Annotated in this window: 17 protein-coding genes and 1 rRNA gene; 8 read left to right on the forward strand and 10 right to left on the reverse strand. The window is 42.7% G+C overall.

From position 1 onward, the window contains the following. Positions 1-206: 206 nt before the first annotated feature. The 5 genes from ppx to FTT72_RS02755 are packed head-to-tail and all read left to right on the forward strand — an operon-like array spanning position 207 to position 5316. On the forward strand, positions 207-1727 hold the full coding sequence (gene ppx, locus FTT72_RS02735) for an exopolyphosphatase (RefSeq protein WP_168378483.1): 1521 nt from the start codon (positions 207-209) through the stop codon (positions 1725-1727). Positions 1728-1760: 33 nt separating this feature from the next. Beyond that, a complete protein-coding gene (locus tag FTT72_RS02740; RefSeq protein ID WP_111884716.1) occupies positions 1761-2585 on the forward strand; it encodes an acetyl-CoA carboxylase carboxyltransferase subunit alpha in 825 nt (274 codons plus the stop codon). Next, a complete protein-coding gene (tilS, locus tag FTT72_RS02745) occupies positions 2522-3898 on the forward strand; it encodes a tRNA lysidine(34) synthetase TilS (protein WP_180177818.1) in 1377 nt (458 codons plus the stop codon). The genes FTT72_RS02740 and tilS overlap by 64 nt, the downstream gene beginning before the upstream one ends. After that, positions 3895-4725, forward strand: coding sequence for a pyrroline-5-carboxylate reductase (gene proC, locus FTT72_RS02750; RefSeq protein ID WP_078192626.1), 831 nt, complete (start codon positions 3895-3897; stop codon positions 4723-4725). Before tilS ends, proC begins: the two co-directional genes overlap by 4 nt. A gap of 27 nt (positions 4726-4752) precedes the next feature. After that, complete coding sequence (locus tag FTT72_RS02755; RefSeq protein WP_078189567.1) at positions 4753-5316, forward strand: YggT family protein; 564 nt, start codon at positions 4753-4755, stop codon at positions 5314-5316. A 161-nt stretch (positions 5317-5477) separates the two neighbouring features. Here the strand turns inward: FTT72_RS02755 and polA are convergent, their stop codons facing one another. Next, the gene (gene polA, locus FTT72_RS02760; protein WP_180177819.1) at positions 5478-8243 is read right to left on the reverse strand and encodes a DNA polymerase I; all 2766 of its coding nucleotides are present in this window, start codon (positions 8241-8243) and stop codon (positions 5478-5480) included. Positions 8244-8406: 163 nt separating this feature from the next. On the opposite strand from polA, the gene FTT72_RS02765 reads away from it, so the two are divergent. Next, positions 8407-11193, forward strand: coding sequence for a DUF2339 domain-containing protein (locus FTT72_RS02765; protein WP_180177829.1), 2787 nt, complete (start codon positions 8407-8409; stop codon positions 11191-11193). A 122-nt stretch (positions 11194-11315) separates the two neighbouring features. Here FTT72_RS02765 and FTT72_RS02770 read toward each other — a convergent pair whose 3' ends face one another. Beyond that, positions 11316-12239: a mechanosensitive ion channel family protein gene (locus tag FTT72_RS02770; protein ID WP_180005042.1), complete on the reverse strand. Its 924-nt coding sequence runs from the start codon at positions 12237-12239 to the stop codon at positions 11316-11318. A 9-nt stretch (positions 12240-12248) separates the two neighbouring features. Further along, entirely contained in the window at positions 12249-13070 is an 822-nt protein-coding gene (locus tag FTT72_RS02775; protein WP_180005043.1) for a hypothetical protein, read from the reverse strand. A 100-nt stretch (positions 13071-13170) separates the two neighbouring features. Between FTT72_RS02775 and gspE the strand changes: the two genes are divergently transcribed. Continuing rightward, on the forward strand, positions 13171-14658 hold the full coding sequence (gspE, locus tag FTT72_RS02780) for a type II secretion system ATPase GspE (RefSeq protein WP_180177820.1): 1488 nt from the start codon (positions 13171-13173) through the stop codon (positions 14656-14658). A gap of 56 nt (positions 14659-14714) precedes the next feature. Here the strand turns inward: gspE and FTT72_RS02785 are convergent, their stop codons facing one another. From FTT72_RS02785 to FTT72_RS02815, 7 genes are all read right to left on the reverse strand, one after another. Beyond that, positions 14715-15065, reverse strand: coding sequence for a hypothetical protein (locus FTT72_RS02785; protein ID WP_111884710.1), 351 nt, complete (start codon positions 15063-15065; stop codon positions 14715-14717). A gap of 173 nt (positions 15066-15238) precedes the next feature. Beyond that, on the reverse strand, positions 15239-15631 hold the full coding sequence (locus tag FTT72_RS02790) for a DUF4951 domain-containing protein (protein WP_180005050.1): 393 nt from the start codon (positions 15629-15631) through the stop codon (positions 15239-15241). A 202-nt stretch (positions 15632-15833) separates the two neighbouring features. Beyond that, positions 15834-16259, reverse strand: coding sequence for an organic hydroperoxide resistance protein (locus tag FTT72_RS02795; RefSeq protein WP_111884709.1), 426 nt, complete (start codon positions 16257-16259; stop codon positions 15834-15836). A 95-nt stretch (positions 16260-16354) separates the two neighbouring features. Beyond that, positions 16355-17179 (reverse strand): carbon-nitrogen hydrolase family protein, encoded by an 825-nt coding sequence (locus tag FTT72_RS02800; RefSeq protein ID WP_180055951.1) that lies wholly within the window; start codon positions 17177-17179, stop codon positions 16355-16357. A gap of 32 nt (positions 17180-17211) precedes the next feature. Next, positions 17212-17730: an anti-anti-sigma factor GigB gene (gene gigB, locus FTT72_RS02805; RefSeq protein ID WP_078189558.1), complete on the reverse strand. Its 519-nt coding sequence runs from the start codon at positions 17728-17730 to the stop codon at positions 17212-17214. Positions 17731-17842: 112 nt separating this feature from the next. Next, complete coding sequence (gigA, locus tag FTT72_RS02810) at positions 17843-18811, reverse strand: RsbU family protein phosphatase GigA (protein WP_180177821.1); 969 nt, start codon at positions 18809-18811, stop codon at positions 17843-17845. Between the two features lie 98 nt (positions 18812-18909). Next, positions 18910-19866, reverse strand: coding sequence for a VacJ family lipoprotein (locus tag FTT72_RS02815; RefSeq protein WP_078189556.1), 957 nt, complete (start codon positions 19864-19866; stop codon positions 18910-18912). 536 nt (positions 19867-20402) lie between these two features. Between FTT72_RS02815 and FTT72_RS02820 the strand changes: the two genes are divergently transcribed. Then, positions 20403-20869: ribosomal RNA gene (locus FTT72_RS02820) — 16S ribosomal RNA — on the forward strand; the annotation flags it as partial.

Here is a 20869-nt window from a genome sequence, read left to right on the forward strand (position 1 = left end):
ACTATAACAATGTAGGGGGTTATGTAAATTTTCGACCTGAATGGCGAGTTTGTCTAATGGATGATCACGATGCCGATGATCGTGTATGACTATCATTGCTTCAGATAAAAAATCGATAAGTTCAGCCCGAACTACTCATAAATGGCTTTTAAATTGCATGTATGTGAATTAATCTAAGCACAATTCTGAACAGGTTTTTTTGAATAATGTCTGATTTTTTGATTGATGAAGAATTACTTGCTGCTATCGATATGGGATCGAACAGCTTCCACTTGGCTATCGCACGCGTAGACCATGGTGAAGTGAAAAAAGTTGCATCAATGTCAGAAAAAGTACAGCTTGCCGCAGGTCTAGACGAAAATAAAAATTTGACTGAAGCCGCACAGCAACGAGGATTAGCCTGCCTAGCACGTTTTGTGGGGCGTTTAAATCCTGTACAAGCTAACCGTTTACGTATTGTGGCGACTAATGCCTTGCGTCAAGCAAAAAATGGTCATGAATTTATTCAAAAAGCCGCTGAAATTTTACCAAAACCAATTGAAATCATTGCTGGTCGTGAAGAAGCGCGTCTCATTTATTTAGGGGTTTCACATACTATGGCAAATAGTGGTCGCCGCCTTGTGATTGATATCGGTGGGGGTTCAACAGAGTTGATTATTGGTGAAGAGTTTGAACCGATTCATACAGAATCTGTGCAAATGGGCTGTGTCGCTTTTACCAAAGCGTTTTTTGCTGATGGTGAAATTAACCTGAAAAGTTTTGATAAAGCGGTAAATGCTGCTCGCAAGGAAATCGCAGGCATTGCCAACACTTATAAAGCTGCGGGCTGGGATACTGTTGTCGGTTCAAGTGGCACGATCAAAGCATGTCGTCAGATTTGTGTCAATATGGGCTGGAGCAACGATCAGGAAGAACTGACACGTGACGGTTTATTTAAACTCAAAGATAAATTGCTTAAATATAAGCATGTCAATGAAATGGAATTTGATGGTCTAAAAGAAGACCGTCGAGCAGTTTTGCCAGCCGGCATTGCCATTTTGTATGCAGTCTTTGATGTGCTGAATATCGATAAATTGGTTTATTCTGATGGCGCGTTACGTGAAGGCGTAATGTACGACCTATTGGGACGTTTCCAACATGAAGATGTTCGTGACCGTTCTGTACATGCGTTGATGGGGCGCTACAACGCAGATATGAAACAAGCTGAGCGTGTGGTAAATACTGCGCAACAGCTGTTTAATGGTGTGGCGACCGCACTGAATTTGACCAGTGATGACAGTGATTTACTGCGTCGTGCCGCGTATTTGCATGAAATTGGCTTAGCGATCAGTCATAGTGGATACCATCGTCATGGTGCTTATTTACTGCAACATTCGGATATTCCGGGTTTCTCGCAAATTGATCAAAATCATTTGTCGCATTTAGTGGCGCATCATCGTCGTAAGTTACGCAGTGATGCACGTGTCGATGTGATGAAAGTCGGTGGTAACAAACTTGTTTACTTATGTCTATTGCTTCGTTTAGCAGTTTTATTAAATCATAGTCGCAGCGATGAGATGCTTCCTGCCATTGAATTAAGCGTGGATAATGCGCAACAATGGCAACTTAGTGTTTCTGGTGATGCCAAACAGTGGCCTTTGTTGGTTGCAGACTTGCATGATGAGCAGGTGCAATTTAAGCATTGGGATATTGAACTGAATATCCAGTCGGAACAATTTATCAATTAACAGACCAGTTAAGTTAGGGATAATGATCGACCTATGAAAAATAAAGCAGCTCAATCTAAAGCCTGGACTACGGTTCAGATCGCACGTCATCCTGAACGTCCGCAGTTTTTGGATTATGTTGGCGAAATTTTTACAGAGTTCGATGCTTTGCACGGTGACCGCCTATTTGGTGATGACGGAGCGATGATTGGTGGTTTGGCTCGTTTAGATGGTCAGCCTGTGATGATTGTAGGTCAGCACCGTGGTCGTAGTACACGTGAAAAATTACAACATAATTTTGGTATGAGTAACCCCGAAGGTTACCGTAAAGCACAGCGTTTATTGGATATGGCCGAGCGTTTTAATCTGCCAGTCTTTACCTTTATTGATACCATGGGTGCGTACCCAGGTGTGGGTGCAGAAGAGCGTGGTCAGGCCGAAGCGATTGCAACCAGCTTAGCTCAGCTTTCTTCACTTAAAGTGCCTGTAGTGGCAACGGTATTGGGTGAAGGTGGTTCGGGTGGTGCGCTCGGTATTGGCGTGGCTGACCGTGTGATTATGCTATCTCACAGTATTTATTCAGTGATTTCACCTGAAGGCTGTGCATCTATTTTGTGGAAAACTGCAGAGAAAGCAGAACAAGCAAGTGAAGCATTGGCATTGACGGCAGATAAATTGCAGAAGATGGGCATTGTGGAATACGTGGTGGACGAAGCGGAAGGCGCACATTTAAACCCTGAAAAAGTCATGCAGGATTTGAAAGTGGTCTTGAAGCAAGCTCTAGAAGAACTGCAACCAATGGATGCAAACGAACGATGCGAAGCGCGTTATCAGCGTTTAATGAAGTTTGGCAGCGACAATTTAGGGCTGATTGCTTAAGTCAAATTCAGGCGCTGCCTGAACAAAGCCGATTTTTAATAGGATGTAGTGGTGGCATGGACTCCATGTTGCTGCTGCATCTTATGTCGTTTTTGTGCCCTGAAAAAATACGGGTGATTTATATTGATCACCAACTACAAGCGTGTAGTCACGCTTGGGGGGAGTTTGTACGTGCTCAGTGTGCAGCGCTGAATCTTCCATTCATCATACAAAAAGTTCAGGTTGCGCAAGGTAACCTTGAAAATCAAGCACGCTCGGCCCGCTATCAAGCCTTTGCCCAACATTTACAAGCAGATGAAATATTAGTACTCGCGCATCATCAGCAAGATCAAGCCGAGACACTGATATTGCGCCTACTTTCAGGTGCGGGTGTCCATGGCCTTGCTGCGATGAAAAAATTCGATGTACGTGAAGATTTTACATTATGGCGTCCGCTATTAGATCTTTCACGTGAGCAAATTTGCCAATGGGCAGCACAGCTGCATGTGCAAAATATTCAAGACCTCACCAATTTTGATACCGACTATGACCGTGCGTGGAGTCGTGAAATTTTGTGGCCGTTACTCAGCGATCGATTTCCTAAAATGCAGCAAGCCCTGAGTCGAACCAGTTACTTGATGCAAGATGCTGATGAAATTTTACTTGAGGTGTTGCAACAAGATTTAGTGGCCTGTGGTTCATCGCAAGTGTTATCTTTGGCGGCTTTACAACAGCTCAGTCTGGCACGTCAGCGTCAGTTGTTATCGCACTGGATGAAAGGTGAGGGGCAATATCGTCCAAGCTTTGAAATGGTACAGCGTTTAGTTTCAGAAGTGATTAACTCACGCGAAGACTCGCAAGCGGTACTACACTGGAATGGATTTTATTATCTGCGCTTTCAACAGCAACTTCATCGGATTGCCAAAGCGGATTATCTGCCAGCAGAATCCATTCAAGAGGTTGAGGTTGTAACTTGTGTTGCAGGTCAGTGCCTCAAGTTGCCTGCAGGACATTTTGTGATTCAACCCTCAGAGCTTGGCTTATCACCTGAATTATTGGGGCAGCAACTGCAGATTCGCCCACGTCTTGGCGGTGAAAAAATTCATTTATATGGCCGTGTCGGAAGTTGGCCGTTGAAAAAGGCCATTCAGCAGGCGCAAATTTTTCCATGGCAGCGTCATACTATTCAAATATTAAGCCGAGATAATGTTATGCTAGGCGTCTTTACGCCTCAGGGCTTTTGGTTGGCGCAGTCTGAATTTTGTACTCAAGCTGGCTGGCAACCAACATTATCTCTTAACGCTAAATCTGCAATATCGGATCTTCAATCATGAGCGCAATTCTAAATTGTAATATCAGTTTCATTGGTGGCGGCAACATGGCACAGGCTTTAATTGGTGGCCTAATTGCACGTGGTGTCCCGACTACACGTATTACAGTTTCAGATCCCGTAGAAAAAGTACGTGAGCTTTTGGCTGAAAAAGATTTGCATGTGACCGATGATAATGTTGCAGCAATTCGAGAAGCTGACATTGTACTTTTTGCAGTTAAACCTCAGGTGTTGGCAAAAGTTTTGGCACCATTACAAGGGTTGCTAGAAGGGAAGTTGGTAATTTCAATTGTTGCAGGTGCAGAAATTGCAACGATTTCAAAATTATTAGGCACAGAGCGTATTGTTCGTGTCATGCCAAATACACCTGCTTTAGTTCAAACCGGTGCGCATGGTTTGTATGCAGGTGAAGCGGTTTCAGCTGAAGATCGTGATCTTGCAAGTCAAGTTTTGGCTTCAACGGGTTTAACACTTTGGGTAAACTCAGAAGCGCAAATTGATGCGGTAACAGCTGTTTCTGGCTCAGGTCCTGCATACTTTTTCTATATGATGGAAAGTATGATCCGTGCAGGGAAAAACATGGGTTTGGATGAAAAAGTGGCTACAGCACTAACCTTACAAACTGCATTGGGCGCTGCACAAATGGCGATTACCAGTGCCAACAGTCCTGCGGAGTTGCGTAAAAATGTAACCTCTCCAAACGGTACAACACAAGCTGCGATTGAAGTATTTGATCATGCTCAAATTTCACAAAATATTCAGGCCGCTTTAGCCGCAGCGCAAAAGCGTAGCCAAGAGTTAGCACAAGAGTTAAGCGAAAGCACCAAATAATTCGATTTGATTTAGGAAAGTTCAAGTATGGGCTCTGCTCAAATTTTTGGAATCATTATTAACGTTGCAATTTTGCTCGTATTTTTCCGTTTTTTAATGCAGCTTGCTGCCGTGAGTCCATATAACCCTGTGGTTTTGGCAACAGCAAAAGCAACAAAAATTGTCGATATCTTTAGCCGAATTTTCCCAACTTTGGCCAAAGGTCGAGTGAATACTGCAGCTTTGGTGTTGGTGGTGATTCTGTATTTGTTAAAAATGTTTGGTTTGATGTATTTGTCTGGCGTGGCAGTGAATAGTCCATTCCATCTGATCATTATGACCTTTGTGACCATGATTCAGGATTTAATCCGTTTCTGTCGTTACTTAATTTTTGCATCGATTATTTTGAGTTGGGTGGTGATGTTTAGTCAGTCACGTTCGCCTTATATTGAAGTGGTTCAAGAGCTGGCGGAACCGCTACTTGCACCATTCCGCCGTATTCTTCCAAATATGGGGATGATTGACTTGTCACCAATTTTTGCGATTTTGGCATTGTTGGTTGCGGAAACCATTATGAAGCAAGTCGCAATTGCATTATTGACTGGTCTTTAATCTGAGCTAAGACAAGTTAAATTAAAAAGGACGCCGAGGCGTCCTTTTTTGTGGATTTAATATGTGGTGTAAAACAAGATATTTCTACTAACTAAGAAACATCTCACCTCCATCCCAACCTTCCTCCTATAAGGAGAAAGGTGTGAATGAACGTGAATGAATTAGTGTGCTTCGTCCCAGTTATTGCCTTGACCGACTTCCACAATCAGTGGAACGGAAATTTTCAACACAGACTGCATCACTTCAGTCAGTTGTGCAGAGAGTTCATCGGCAATTGCAGCATCAACTTCAAACACCAATTCATCGTGTACTTGCAGTAACATTTTGGCTTGATCTTTAGGTAAGATTTTATCGACGGCAATCATGGCCAATTTAATAATATCCGCCGCAGAACCTTGTAGTGGTGCATTGATCGCTGCACGTTCAGCGCCTTGTTTCACCATTTTGTTGCTCGCCATAATGTCCGGTGTATACAGACGACGACCTAAAATAGTTTCCACAAAACCTTGTTCACGTGCAACTTGGCGAGTACGTTCCATATATTCTAAAACACCAGGGTAGCGTTGGAAGTATTTACCAATATAGTTACGTGACTCTTCGCGAGTGAAACCCAACTGACGAGTCAAACCGAATTCTGACATGCCATAGAGCAGACCGAAGTTCACCGCTTTGGCTTGACGACGTTGGTTGCTGGTCACTTCATCGAGTGGAATACCCAAAACTTCTGCCGCAGTACGTTTATGTACGTCTTGTCCATGATTGAAGGCATCGACCAAGGCATGATCTTGCGAGAAATGTGCCATTAAACGTAATTCGATTTGCGAGTAATCGGCTGCCAATAAAATGCGACCTTCAGGTGCAATAAAGGCTTTACGGATTTGACGTCCAATATCTTCACGGACAGGAATGTTTTGTAAGTTGGGATCTGTGGATGATAAACGACCTGTAGCTGTTAAAGCTTGGTGATAACTTGTATGCACACGATGTGTGTCATTATTCACTTGCTTTAACAGACCATCGGTATAGGTGCTTTTCAGTTTAGAGAGACCACGATATTCCAAAATTAAATCGGTAATCGGATGATCGATTTTTTCTAACACACTTTCACTGGTACTGTACTGACCTGTAGAGGTCTTCTTACCGCCTTTTAAACCTAATTTATCAAACAGAATCTCGCCGACTTGTTTAGGCGAGCTGACATTGAAGCCTTGACCCGCAAGATCGGTAATTTCTGTTTCTAAATTTTGAATGGTATTGGCAAATTCCACACCGAGTTGGTCGAGGAAGTCCATATCTAGCTCAATGCCGTTTTCTTCCATAGAGGTTAGAACACGGGCAACAGGCATTTCAATATTGTGCAAAATATTGATCAGTTCCGGATGGGCTTGTAACTTTTTATCGAGTACTTCATACAGACGATAGGTCACATGGGCATCTTCTGCGGCATAATGGGCTGCCGTTTCGAGCTCAATTTGGTTAAAGGTCTTTTGTTTTGCACCTTTGCCCGCCACTTGTTCGAACGTCGTTGTGAGATGACTTAAATACAAACGCGCGACGTCATCCATCCCATGACGTGTTGCCACAGAGTTAAGGACATAAGAGGCCAACATGGTATCGAAATACCAACCTGCCAAATGAATGCCATGATTTTCTAAGACATGTGCATCATATTTGAGATGATGACCAATTTTTTTTACGTCATTATCTTCAAGTAAAGGTTTGAGTTGATTCAGGATCGTGTCGCGATCAAGTTGTTGCGGTGCACCTTCATAATCATGCGCAAGCGGCACGTAATAGGCATCATGTGCATCTAAAGCCACCGAGAAACCTACAATCTGCGCCACGCGGTAGTCGAGGCTGGTGGTTTCGGTATCAAAGGCAAAACGCTTTTCAGTGCTCAGACGTTTAAATAACACATCCCAATCTTCTTGGGTCAATACTGTGTGATAACGTGCTTCACCGAGTAAATCATCAACACTGGTTTTGTCCGCTTGATCTTCCACTTCGGGTGCATTGGCTACAGTCGCCGTGGTGTTGATGGCTTTGGCTGCTTGTTTGTAGGTTGCACCATTGGGGTTGTTCGGATGATCTAATGACTGCAGTTGGTTACGGAATTCTAGTTCAGTATATAAATCACGAAGAGCTGGAATATTTGGATCAGCAAGTTTCAAATCTTCGTATTTAAGGCCCATGTCGAGGTCGCAAACGATGCTCGCCAGTTGGTGGTCAAGAGCAATTCCTTCGACATTGTCTTTAATGTTTTGACCGACTTTACCTTTAATACTGTCAACATTTTCTAAAATGCCGCCAATCGAGCCGTACTCGGTTAAAAGTTTCGCTGCCGTTTTTGCGCCAACACCGGGTACACCACGGATACCATCAGAGGCATCGCCCATCAGCGTGAGGTAGTCAATGATTTGATTCGGCCACACCCCAAATTTTTCAAAAACGCCTTGAACGTCCATCGGTTTGTCTTTGAAGCTGTCTTCTAAAGTGACACGCTCAGTAACGAGCTGCGCCATGTCTTTGTCACCAGTGGAGATCAAAACTTGATGACCGGCTGCTTCAGCGCGTTTGGCTAAAGTTCCGATAATGTCATCGGCTTCAGCACCTGGCAACATATGCAGCGGAATCCCTAGAGCACGAATTAATGCATGAAGATATGGAATTTGTTGTGATAATTCTTCAGGCATGCTTGGACGGTCACCTTTATAAATCGGGGACAATTCATGACGGAAGGTTGGTTCAGGTGTATCGAAAATAACGGCCATGTGCGTCGGTTGGATACGACGCATTAATTTTTGGATGGCAGAAATGGCACCTCGGATTGCATTGGTATGCAAACCGGTTGAAGTGGTTAATGGTGGCAGTGCATGGTAGGCACGAAATAAAAAGTATGAGCCATCGACCAAGACAAATGGTGGCATTGATAATTTCCTAATCCTGAAAACGGTTTTATTGTACGTGATTTTTTGCCCGTACGCTGAGTCTAGATTGTATATGTAACTTACCGAATCACTGATGAATAGTTTTAATCCATCGGTCAGGCTCATGTATCATCAAAACATTCAGGAAAATGACGAAGCAGGTATGCTGAAACAGAATAATGAAATCAAGATGATTTGGTTGATGACGCTGATCATGGTAGGGATCGGGGCATGGTACTTAGATGTCCGAATCTTGAGTTATATCAGTGGCATCGGTTTTATGCTCAGTGTGATGAATTATGTCGATGATTTACAGCACGGCGCTGATGCACTGACCTTATCAAAACAACCATTTCAAGTGACATCAAAGGTTCCGTTATATATTGCATCGTTATTAACGGTCGTTGGACTGTTAACAGAATTGGGATATTTGGTTGCGATCGGGATTAGCCTGTGGGTTTATTTTTTCCTGCGTTGGCTGAAACGATTAGAACGTCAGCTGCATCTATTGCAAGGACGTGCTCTTCAGTCGCAATCCAGTCATGCGGCTACTTCAATATCAGCGTCGACAATAGACTGTCCTGAAAATTTTGATTCTGACAATACACCATCTGTGCATCCCGCGACGGCAATTGGTACAGCTAGACATCAGGCAGTAGTCAATTCAACGCCTTCTAATACACCATCCAAGTCTGCACCAAATCTATCTAGTCAAATTCAGCAATGGCTTTTCCAAGGCAATCCCGTGTTAAAAGTGGCGGTATTGGTTTTGGTGATTGGCGTGGTGCTCTTACTTAGATTTGCCACAGAGCACTGGCAACTAAGCTTGGCCATGAAACTGCTGATCGTGAGTTTGATCAGTGCTGGTGTTGTCGGGCTGGGTTTTTGGCTACAAACCAAAAATCGCAGTTTTGCCTTGGCTCTAGAAGGTTTGGGGCTTGCAGCGCTGTTTTTGACCTTATTTTTTGCCTATTACAATGCCGTGATTGCGGGCTTTGGCATGGCCTGTGTACTGTATGCAGTGCTTATGGCATTGACGATTTGGCTCAGTTTGAAACAACAGTCGGTAGAACTGGCGATCATGGCAATGCTGATCGCCTATCTTGCGCCATTTACCTTGCCTGTTCGTGATGCAACTGCAACGGAATTCATCGCCTATTATCTTGTGATTAATATTGCTGTTGCGGTCATGAGTACATTAAGACCGTGGAAATATCTGAATCAAATCGCTTTTTTGATGACGGTAATCATGGGTGGTGGATATGCTTTTTACCACGGATACACCACCGAACGTCAGATGATGAGCGTGCTGGTTTTAGCCCATGCCGCGATTTTTATCTGGCTTGGTTTTCGTTTTAGTCAGTTATTGGCGAAACAAGATCTTGCGCATTTTCAGCTTAAACCTGCCTTGGATATTGCACTGATTTTTGCTGCACCAGTGCTTGCTTATCTGGCATTGTATTTGATGTATTTTGAGGAAACCGTATGGCAGGCGGGGTATAGCTTGCTATTTGCAGCGCTTTTTGCCGCACTGTATAGCATCAGTAAACGTAGTGCTGTGATCCCACTGATTGCACAAAGTTATTTGAGTTTGACCTTAATTTTCTTGGCATTGATTCCACCGATAGTATTGAAAGAGCAGTGGAGTGTGGTCGGTTGGGCAGTTGAAGGTGCATTGATATTTATATATGCCCTATACAAGCAGTCCAATATCAGCCGTTATTTAGGCATGGCGCTCTTGGTGATGGCGGGTTGTTCAAGTCTGTATTATTTGGTTCAACTGCCACATTTCCCTGCACAGATGTATTGGGGCGTGTGTTTGAGCTATTTGGCGGCCATTATCGTGACGCATGCTGTTCCTGCATTTCATAAACAGCTTTCAAGTTCGAGTATTGCCTTTCAATGTGTGCAAATGCTCTCAGCAACCACCATGTTCATCATGTTGCTCTTAGATTGGCTGCAGACTAGCCATCAATTGGCCTTGAGTCTATTGATCGTCAGTGTGGCTTATCTGTTGGTGAATGAAGGCTTGTTAAAACGAAAAGCTTCGTGGAGTTGGTCCATCATTAAATGGACGGGTCTAGTGCCTGTTTATGTGATGGGGCTGTACCAAGTTATTTCAGTGAGTGAGAACGGTCAGTTACTTTGGCATTCAACGATGGAGCAGATGTATTTTGCATTCGCTGGGCTGAGCTTGACGCTGCTTTGGCTACGACCATTACTCGGTGTGCGTGAAGAAAAAGAATGGGTCAGTCTCGGAATTTTGAGCAGCTTGGCGTGGACCAGTCTGACGCTGATACCCGGTATGCCGTATATCAGTGTGGTAATTTTGCCGCTATTATTTTGTGCATGGTGTTATTGGCAAGCCAAAGAACCTGTCTGGAAAATGTTTTGGCAAGCGCGTAGCAGTTTGTTTTTGGCTTTGAGTTGGATCATCAGTTCGCAATTATTTAGTCAGCAGGCTTTTGTGGGATATATCTTGCCGATACTGAATCCTTTTGATGCAGTGAGTTTGCTGTTGTTAGCGGCTTTTTTATGGATGTTGAATCAACAGTTAAAAGCCGGTTTAGATCGTAGCTTGGCTGCCGTGTTGAGTGTTCTTGGGCTACTTTGGTTAAGTAGCTATGTTGTGCTCCGCGCCTTACATATATATCTGGATACGCCTTATAACAGTTTAGACATTTGGAGCGATGCGACCATTCAGCTGAGTTTTACTGTGCTGTGGGTGTTATTGGCTTTGGTGAGTATGCGCTTTGCCACTCAGCGCCAATTACGTTCAGTTTGGCTACTTGGTGGCAGTATTTTGGTCTTGGTTACTTTGAAATTGGTCTTGCTGGATTTATCTCATGTCGGCACTCTCATGCGAGTGATTTCATTTATGGCCGCAGGTTTTGCCATGCTTTTGATTGCCTATATTGCCCCCATGCCGAATGACAAGATTGAACCATGATGAAGTTCTTAAACGTACTAGATCACTAAGCTGTAGAGGTCGTTGGCTATAAATAGTAGATAATAAAAAAGCCCTGCACATTTGATGATATGCAGGGCTTTTTATATCAATTCTATAAACCATTATTTGAGTTGAGGCTCTCGTTGGATTTCTTGTGTATTGGCATATTGATCGACGTCAGCATCGCTTGCTTGTGTAGAAAGCGGGTGGTCAACAAAACCCATTTTCGGGACAGGGATTTCAATTTTATTTTCGACAAAGGCATTTCGAATCCGTTCCTGCATTTCATCACGGACTTTCAGGAAATTCTCTCTTTGACACCAAATAGCAAAAAGCAGCTCAATGGAAGATTCACGAAAGGCAGTGACGGTCACGGCAGGTTTAGGGTCGGCCAAGACCAATGGATATTTACTGACGGCATCTAATAGAACTTCGCGAACTTTGATGATGTCTTCATGAAAGTTAATCGCAAGGGTAATTGGAATTCGCCGTATTGGAAACTTAGACAAGTTATGCACAGGTGCCCGAATCAGTTGTTCATTCGGCAAACGGACATAGACATTGTCTTGCGTGAGTAATTTGACCGACAGTAAATCAATCGAGATCACTTCACCTTCAATGGTATGCCCGCGAATCAGTGTCAATTGAATGGTATCACCAACCTCAAAAGACCCTTCACCGATCAAGAACATCCCGCTGATCAGGTTGGATGCGGAGGTTTGCGAGGCAAAACCCAGTGCGACCGTTAAAATACCTGCTGCACCCAAGAAGACGCTGAGTTTAAAGCCGGCTTCTTTTAAACTTGCCATCACAAAGATTAAAAAGATGAAATAGAAAATCCCGCGACGCCAAACCAACTGCTGATGGGCATTGAAACGCATACCTACAGTGCGGATAAAGGTGTTTGAGATAAAACGTGCAATCAGAAAGCCGATGACTGCCAGTAAAACAGCCACCAATAATTCTGTCAGCCGATCGGTATTGAGATTGGCGACCATTCCTTTTAGGCTGCTGGTAATTTCTGTCGAAATATTTAAATCTGCCATGGCTCACCGTTAGAAAAATGAATCAAACATATTGAATAGTACATTGGCTGACTCGCGTGGCGGATGCAGATAAGTCACGTCACCGGCTTGTGGCGGTGTACGGTTTTCAATTTTGACCCGCGGCGGTTTGTCATGACCTTCATGCACGACTCGAATTTGTGAAGTCCATAAACGTCCTGTACTTTCACTATAAAATAATGGCAAAGCTGGTACAGGGACATTCATACGGTCAAAACGAATCTGTTGATTACTCACGTTATGAAACTCAATAGGGGTTACTGCACGAAAAGCACGAGGTTTGAGTTGTTTAAGTTCTGTACGACCATCAACTGCTGTGGCATAGCAAATTTCACCCATTCGATGATTCGGACCAAACCAGGTATCTTTTGGTAGAATAACAGGTATATCAAACAAGGGTTCTCTAAGACCTTCGACAAAACCAGCAATCCAAAGCGGTGTGCTGATATATAACGTTCCGCGCTGTCCGGCTGGAATATAAATCGGATCGACCGGTTTAATCACCACAGACCGATCTGCCAAACGTGGCATGATTTGAATTTTGTCATGTGTCTGGCGGAACATATAACGTTCCATTTTAATGGGTTGTGGAAAACCAAATTCAGGGTCTTGTATCGGATGCCATTGCTGCTCATAGTCAAACTGAAAGGTTGGGCGATGGTATTCCATACGCCACTCTTGCATGCCGCGCGTCACACGGAACAATAAAGACCCAAACTGCCAACTGCGCGGGTGATTCAGTTCAAATTGATATTCCCCCCACCATTTACGTTTTGGGGATTCCTTTTCAGTCAAATCATTTTCTAATGGCAATGCGTATATCCCTTGTCCTGATAAATCCTAAAAACAGACTTCACGCTGTCAGATGCTTAGAGTACACTCAAAACAACTTTTTTCATCATTATAATGCGTGATGCAAGTACTTAAACAATTACAAATACCATATAGTTTTGCCAAACGTCATGGCGTATTGCTTCGATATGAGGGTGATCAAGCTTTTATTGTGCGTCGTGACAGCACGCCACTACTGGCTTTGCAAGAAGCACGTCGCTATTTAGGGCATCCTGCACAATATCAATTATGTAGTGAGCAAGAGTTTAATCAATTACTCAGTGCAAGCTTTGCCGGAGACACCGGTGAGTCTCAACAAGTGGCAGCGGGTCTGGAAGATCATCCTGATTTACTTAGCCTTGCGGACTCTGTGCCAGAAGCTGAAGATTTGATGGATCAGGAAGATGATGCGCCGATTGTACGCTTAATCAATGCTTTATTGTCGGAAGCAATTCGTGTTGGAGCTTCAGATATTCATATCGAATCTTTTGAAAAAAAGCTGTCTGTCCGCTTACGTGTTGATGGTCAATTACGTGAAATTGTCCAGCCTCGTCGTGAACTTGCGCCATTGTTGGTGTCACGGATCAAAGTCATGGCCAAACTCGATATTGCAGAAAAGCGAATTCCACAAGATGGTCGTATTTCACTACGTTTGGCGGGCCGTGAAGTCGATGTGCGTGTATCAACTTTACCGTCTTCGTATGGTGAGCGTGTGGTGATGCGTTTACTCGATAAACAAGCTGGGCGTTTAAACATGACCCATTTGGGCTTGATGCAGCATGACTATGATCGATTGAAACAACTGGTACATCGTCCGCATGGCATTATTTTAGTTACGGGACCAACGGGTTCGGGTAAAACCACAACCTTATATGCGGCATTGTCTGATCTAAATGATGGTTCAAAAAATATATTGACTGCTGAAGATCCAATTGAGTATCAACTTGAAGGGATCGGACAGACACAGGTCAATACCAAAGTGGATATGACCTTTGCTCGTGCATTAAAAGCCATGCTTCGACAAGACCCAGATGTGGTGATGGTCGGGGAGATTCGTGATTTAGAAACTGCTGAAATTGCAGTACAAGCGTCATTAACAGGCCATTTGGTACTTTCAACGCTGCATACCAATACAGCGATTGGTGCAGTGACCCGTCTTAAAGACATGGGGATTGAACCCTTTCTACTTTCAAGCTCATTGATCGGTGTGGTGGCACAGCGTTTGGTTCGAACCTTGTGCCGTCACTGTGCGACTTGGCATGATGCCGATGATTTTGAAAAAGACTTATTTAAGCATTTAGATGCATCGGCTGAGTTAAAATTGCCACAACCTAAAGGCTGTGAACAATGCTCGCATATTGGATTTACAGGGCGTACCGCAATTTATGAAATCGTCCCGATTGATGAGCAAACACGTCGCCTCATTCATGGTAATGCTGCTGAGTTTGAGTTAGAAAATCATGTACGTGCAAATGCGGGTTCAATTCGTGATGATGGATTGCGTAAAGTTTTGGCAGGTAAAACCACCATTGAAGAAGTGCTCAGAGTGACGAATGAAGCGGCTGAATAGTCAGTGTAAAATATAAATAAAGCCCCGAAGCCTGTGCATGGACTCGGGGCTTTGCTTTAGTTAATCTTTTCAAAATGAATAACAGCATCGTATGCTTTATCTGTCAGAGTGAGGTGAGTTGCATCACTGAGTTTCATTTCAATGCTATTGCTCTCTTTATATTTCAAAACATCATGGCTCACTTCGGCCATACCTGATGTAGTACTAGAAGTGCGCTCAGTATTATTTTTATCGAGCCAAAATTCGTCTTTAATTTGGTAGTCATCGCCTTGTTTGCTAATGGAAAGTTTGCGTAGGCTCTCCGTGTCAGGTGTTTGTTTCCATTCTCCTGAAAAATCAGGCGCAGGTGTTTGGCTACATGCGGCTAAGGCCAAGCTTAGAAAAAGCATCGAAAAGTATGTTTTCATTGTAAAGTCCTGAAAATGATTTTAATTTTTTTATGGATGTATAGTTAATTATAGTTTGAATATTAAACATTTTTTTAATTTTATTCATTATTCTTTCTATCGAATATCTCATGATTTTTTATTTCTAATTTGACTAAAAACAGCCCAAAAATATGGGCTGTACAGTCTTTCACTTACCACAAACTGACAATTTTCTTCATTAATTCAGCACGAATGGGCGCGGTTGGGTTACCTGCATTGCGCTGCGTTTCATTTTCATAAAACTTTTGCCAAGTTTGAACTATCTCTAAAGTGACATCTTGAGTTTTAAGCTTTTCAACGTCGGCTTTGGTGATATTGGCTAAGCGCGCTGCAGCACCTTCTGGGCCTGTACCCCAACCAATGATGCCTTGACCATAGGCAGGTAAAGACATGTTGTTCGGTGTTGGCGGTAGCGCAAGACGTTGAATATCTGGATTGACCAAGGATTTAATTTGAGGACGGACTTTTTCAGACAGGGTTAATTCGGCAAAACTTAGTGTGGATGCGCTGATTAGCAATGTACCGATAAGGAGAGATTTAAGCATCATAGATCAACAAATGAATGTAAATAATAATCGTTATATATTTTAGCAAGGTTTTGGTAGCTGAATAAGAATATTTAAATGTATTGGAAATGGATAAGATTTTATTTTGAGCTCAACTGTAGATTTGTAGAAGTCAAAAAGTTCAAAGCACTATTTTATAAGAAATTAAAACAGTGCTTTGTATAGATAGCTGAAAATGGATTTAAGTCAAAACATTTAAAGTGACATTAATATTGTTTCGGGTAGCATTTGAATAGGGGCACACAATATGCGCGGCATCGACTAATTTTTGTGCCTCACTTGCATCCATACCCTCAAGATGAATATTAAGCGTCACTTCGATACCAAATCCTGTTGGAATAGGGCCGATACCAACATCACCCTCGACGTAGGCAGCAGGGGTAATCGAAATTTTATCTCGGTTAGACACAAATTTCATTGCACCTAAAAAACAGGCTGAATAACCAGCGGCGAAGAGTTGTTCAGGATTCGTACCATTACCTGTACCCCCCATAATTTTCGGCACCGCCAATTGAACATCTAAATGACCATCGGACGTCGTTGCACGACCATCACGACCACCAGTGGCTTTTGCATGGGCTGTATAAACTGCTTTTTCTAAAGTCATTTTTCTAATCCCTCAGATGATGGTTCAAAATCATATCGTGGGGGATTTTGTTTAAATAATATTCAGTTTTTTTGTAATTTTATACAGAGTGAAAATCAATATTGAACCAAAACACGGTGCTGCATCAGTGGCATTGATGCACGAATCTGCTGCTGTTCGTCTAAGTCAAAAGGAAATGTGAGTAGTTGAGCGCCTTCTTCTGCGGTGATTGCTAAAATTTGACCACGGCTGTTGCTTGCTCCAGCATGACCCCAAGTTTGACGCTTTTCACCATGCCAGCCTTGTTGTGCGGCACCTAATACAGCACATTGACTATCCATGGCACGAGCTTGCAGTAACAACTGCCAGTGCATTTCACCCGTGGTATAAGTAAAAGCTGCAGGCGCCGTTAAAATGTTTGCACCTTGGCTACGAAGTTTCAAAGCCAGTTCAGGAAAGCGCAAGTCGTAGCACACCATCAGGCCAATATTGCCAAAAGGTGTTGTTGCAACTACGGTTTCAGTACCAGGTTCAAAAAATTTTGATTCTTGATAGCCACCGACAGCGTCACCAACTTGCACATCAAATAAATGAATTTTGTCATAACGTGCTTCGGTATGTTCAGGGCTGATACACAGGCTAACAGTACGGACACGGCCATCTTGAATGATTGAACCATCTGGACGATAAGGGCATGGGAGTGTGCCCGCAACAATCCAAAGTTGATAACGATGTGCGAGTTGTTCTAGTCGCTGCTGAATACTTTCAAATTGCGCCGCGGTTTCGCGTTGTTTACCTGCGGCAAAGCAGACAAAATTTTCAGGAAATACAATGAGACTCGCACCTTGAGCCTGACATTGTTGCATCAATGACTCGATCACTTTGAAGTTATCTTCAATGTCATTTTGAGAATTCATTTGTGCAACGGAAAGTAAAGTCATGCGAAGAGGGTCTCTGCTGTGATTAACCTAAATTAGACATTTTGCTGCTTGGGTTGCTCTAGATTATCCTGCTCTTTTTGCAGTTGTTTGACCAAAGGCTCAAACATATTTTGGTTGCTATCATTCAGTTTCATCAGCGTTTTGTGTGCATCTAAAACCGTATTCAGCATATTGCTATGGGTAATGTGTTCTTCCATAAGTGCGCGAGTGCATACACTTGGATCACCACAATAATTCAAAATAACAAACACTTGACCTAAACCCATGCTATTGGCAAGCGTTGTGATATCAGAGTTTGTAGACAACATTACCGCTTGGATATGGTGAACTTGTTTGAGCTTCAAACCCAGTTTCGCCAAAATGCCAAGAACAGTACTATCGATAAATGTCGTTTGGGTTAAATCAACGATTGCACCGACGACATTTTGTTGCTGTTCAATTTTGTTTAATAACTTGTCTAGACTAATACAAGATTGGGCACGCACTTCGCCAATAAGCTTAAAAATATGCGTTCCGTTCAAGCTTGCATATTCAACATGACCTGTTGACATATAAATGCCATTTGCAGAGAAGGATAGTAAATTATCCCATAGGGGCACAGCTTACTCAAGTAGCCGAGTATGATCAGAAAGTCGTATTTGGTTTAAGTAATTGATTTCGTGATTAATTGATTCGACGTAAACTTAGGATGGCAATATCGTCAGCAACATGGTCTGGTGCTTGAAATGATTGATTTTGCAAGTGATAAACCAATTGACCTAGCTGTTCATTCAATCCACCGTCAAAAGGTTCGAGTGCGCCATCGGAGCAAATTACAAAGCGAGAATAACGATTTAAGATAAATTCAAACTCTTCAACTTCTAGGTCTTCAATTAAGCCGAGTGGGAAGCTGCTGGTATTTAAAATTCGCGCAGGAAGACCGGGTTCAAATAAAATGGCCGGCGGATAATGCCCTGCACTAGACCATTTCAAGACATGCGTATCGAGATTGAGTATCCCAGCAATCATGGTAATGTGCTTTTCAATATTTTCTTGAACCAGCATGCCATTGAGCTTTTTGATGAGTTCTCTCGGGGTTTTTGAACGACCGTGGAAAGCAGCCATCCATGAGGTCAGTAAACTACTCGTTACCCCATGACCAGACACATCTGCGAGATAAAACATAATTTCTTTATCGCTGATTTTCCAGTAATCGTACCAATCACCCGATAAATAAGCAGAAGGTTGGAAGAATGTTTCAACTTTATAATTGTGGAGTTCGATTGGATTTGGCAGTAAGCGTTTTTGCAAATCTGCAGCAGAAGGGAGGTCGCGGCTGTCTTGATTGCGTTTGTATTGCGCATCAATTTTAGTGAGTGCTGCTTGGAGGTTAGTTGGAATATGATCCCACACCCATCCTGCTAAAGCACCTTGTTGCCACGCTTGAGCCAATGCAGCGCCCTCATGCTCAAAAGCGAGCACAATGGTAGGAAGTGTCCATTGGTGATTTAAAAAGTCGGCAACATCAGCAATTGCAATGATCGTTGGATCATACAAGTCTAGATCTTCAATGTTAATCATTTGTACGCTAGGAAGCGCATCAAGTACCTGATCTAAATATGGAATATCACGAGTAGGTTGAATGAAATACATAAAGAATTAGATGAATCCTTCGATAGACAATAAGTGTACTATAGCAAGCTAATGATGGCTGGAGGGAAAAACCACACCAGCCAATTGAAAAATTTTATTTATTCAGTTGTTACCGTGTCGGTATCATCTGAACTGCTATCATCAATGAAATCGGTAGAATCATCAGATGAAACATCTGTTGAATTATCTTCAGATTCATCAATATCGTCATCTTCTTCATCAATAAATAAGTTTTCTTCAGCAATACCTTTTTTCTCGGCAATAGAATAGTTCAGGCGTTGCAAATAGATATCACGAATTTGAGCGTATTTATCGCCTTGCAATACACCTTCGATATCCAGTAATTGAGCGCGAGTATCAATTCCACGTAAAGTTTGCTCAGACCAGTAAGCTACATCATGACCATCAAGCATATATTTCTGTGGACGTCCTTGACTATCTACAGCTAGACCAACGGTTTGGCGCAATGTGCTTGGGCCAAGCACTGGTAGAACAATATAAGGACCAGAAGGAATACCGTAATATCCTAAAGTTGCACCAAAATTTTCATCTTCGGTTTCTAGGCCTAGGCGACTCGCAGGGTCAGCAAAGCCTAAAGTTGTCAGTGTATTAACAGTAAAGCGACCTAGACTTTTTGCGGCACGTGTCGGTCGTCCTTGGATGAGTTGGTTAAACGCATTCCAAGGTTCGCCTAAATTTTTACGGAATAAACGATAAGATTCACGAATATCCTTTGGAGTTTTTGCGACATATTGCACAGCAGCAGGGCGGGCAATATGGACATCTAAATAATCATTAAATGCGTAAACTTTCCGGTTGATCGGTTGGAAAGGGTCTTTATCTTCTTCTGATTGTGCTGCATTCGCATTAACAGATAATTTTTTTGCAACTTCAGATGACTTGACCATCGCAGCATGCGCAAGTTGTTGTGTTTTTGATTTATTGGCAGCTTCTGAATCTTGAGCAACAGGTGCTGAAGCTTCGTCATTTGCAAATACAGGTGTTGTTACGACAAGTGACAATAATCCTGCATATAAAAAAGAAGTTTGGCGCATATATAGTCCTGACGCTTTTAGCGCGGCAAAATGTTTGCCGTATAATAAGTAAAAACGTTCAAATAATCCTGATTTATTACTATTAAACCAAATTTGATCAAAATATGAATGAAAAAATGTAATTTGAGTGAAAAATGTGCGTTCAAAATAATTATTTTAAAAAAGGTGTTGCAACGGTGCTGAAATACTGTAGAATGCACATCCATCGGCGGTGATGAAGATTAAAACTTCTGATAAAACAATGACTTGGTTGAATTGATTGAGTTGGGTTTTATTTGATAAGTTTAAAAATAATTTAAATTACCGGTTGACTCTTTAGAAATAAAGAGTAATATAGCCGACCTAGCTTGCTGGTGACGAACCAACAAGAAGATCATTAAGAGATTATGAAGAACAACTTGTGTGGATTTTTACTGATTGATCGATCGAAATTATTTTCATTGATTAATGGTAGAAATTACTCGAAGTTTATTTGAGCAAATTTTTGTCAGTAATTGATGAGCCAAGATTGGTACACTATATGTACTATTGATTTTAAACTGAAGAGTTTGATCATGGCTCAGATTGAACGCTGGCGGCAGGCTTAACACATGCAAGTCGAGCGGGAATAGGTAGCTTGCTACCGATTTCTAGCGGCGGACGGGTGAGTAATGCTTAGGAATCTGCCTATTAGTGGGGGACAACATTTCGAAAGGGATGCTAATACCGCATACGTCCTACGGGAGAAAGCAGGGGATCTTCGGACCTTGCGCTAATAGATGAGCCTAAGTCGGATTAGCTAGTTGGTGGGGTAAAGGCCTACCAAGGCGACGATCTGTAGCGGGTCTGAGAGGATGATCCGCCACACTGGGACTGAGACACGGCCCAGACTCCTACGGGAGGCAGCAGTGGGGAATATTGGACAATGGGGGGAACCCTGATCCAGCCATGCCGCGTGTGTGAAGAAGGCCTTTTGGTTGTAAAGCACTTTAAGCGAGGAGGAGGCTACTTTGGTTAATACCTA

Source organism: Acinetobacter sp. YH01005 (assembly GCF_013420465.1).
GTDB classification, from domain to species: Bacteria; Pseudomonadota; Gammaproteobacteria; order Pseudomonadales; family Moraxellaceae; genus Acinetobacter; species Acinetobacter amyesii.

Bases quoted from the DNA above. Each gene is read 5' to 3' on its own strand.
- FTT72_RS02740 (WP_111884716.1), top strand. From the start codon at position 1,761: ATGAAAAATAAAGCAGCTCAATCTAAAGCCTGGACTACGGTTCAGATC.
- FTT72_RS02800 (WP_180055951.1), bottom strand. From the start codon at position 17,179: ATGACTTTACTTTCCGTTGCACAAATGAATTCTCAAAATGACATTGAA.
- proC (WP_078192626.1), top strand. From the start codon at position 3,895: ATGAGCGCAATTCTAAATTGTAATATCAGTTTCATTGGTGGCGGCAAC.
- FTT72_RS02765 (WP_180177829.1), top strand. From the start codon at position 8,407: ATGCTGAAACAGAATAATGAAATCAAGATGATTTGGTTGATGACGCTG.
- FTT72_RS02770 (WP_180005042.1), bottom strand. From the start codon at position 12,239: ATGGCAGATTTAAATATTTCGACAGAAATTACCAGCAGCCTAAAAGGA.
- FTT72_RS02815 (WP_078189556.1), bottom strand. From the start codon at position 19,866: ATGCGCCAAACTTCTTTTTTATATGCAGGATTATTGTCACTTGTCGTA.
- ppx (WP_168378483.1), top strand. From the start codon at position 207: ATGTCTGATTTTTTGATTGATGAAGAATTACTTGCTGCTATCGATATG.
- gigB (WP_078189558.1), bottom strand. From the start codon at position 17,730: ATGTCAACAGGTCATGTTGAATATGCAAGCTTGAACGGAACGCATATT.
- polA (WP_180177819.1), bottom strand. From the start codon at position 8,243: ATGCCACCATTTGTCTTGGTCGATGGCTCATACTTTTTATTTCGTGCC.
- gspE (WP_180177820.1), top strand. From the start codon at position 13,171: ATGCAAGTACTTAAACAATTACAAATACCATATAGTTTTGCCAAACGT.
- gigA (WP_180177821.1), bottom strand. From the start codon at position 18,811: ATGTATTTCATTCAACCTACTCGTGATATTCCATATTTAGATCAGGTA.
- tilS (WP_180177818.1), top strand. From the start codon at position 2,522: ATGCGAAGCGCGTTATCAGCGTTTAATGAAGTTTGGCAGCGACAATTT.
- FTT72_RS02795 (WP_111884709.1), bottom strand. From the start codon at position 16,259: ATGACTTTAGAAAAAGCAGTTTATACAGCCCATGCAAAAGCCACTGGT.
- FTT72_RS02755 (WP_078189567.1), top strand. From the start codon at position 4,753: ATGGGCTCTGCTCAAATTTTTGGAATCATTATTAACGTTGCAATTTTG.
- FTT72_RS02785 (WP_111884710.1), bottom strand. From the start codon at position 15,065: ATGAAAACATACTTTTCGATGCTTTTTCTAAGCTTGGCCTTAGCCGCA.
- FTT72_RS02790 (WP_180005050.1), bottom strand. From the start codon at position 15,631: ATGCTTAAATCTCTCCTTATCGGTACATTGCTAATCAGCGCATCCACA.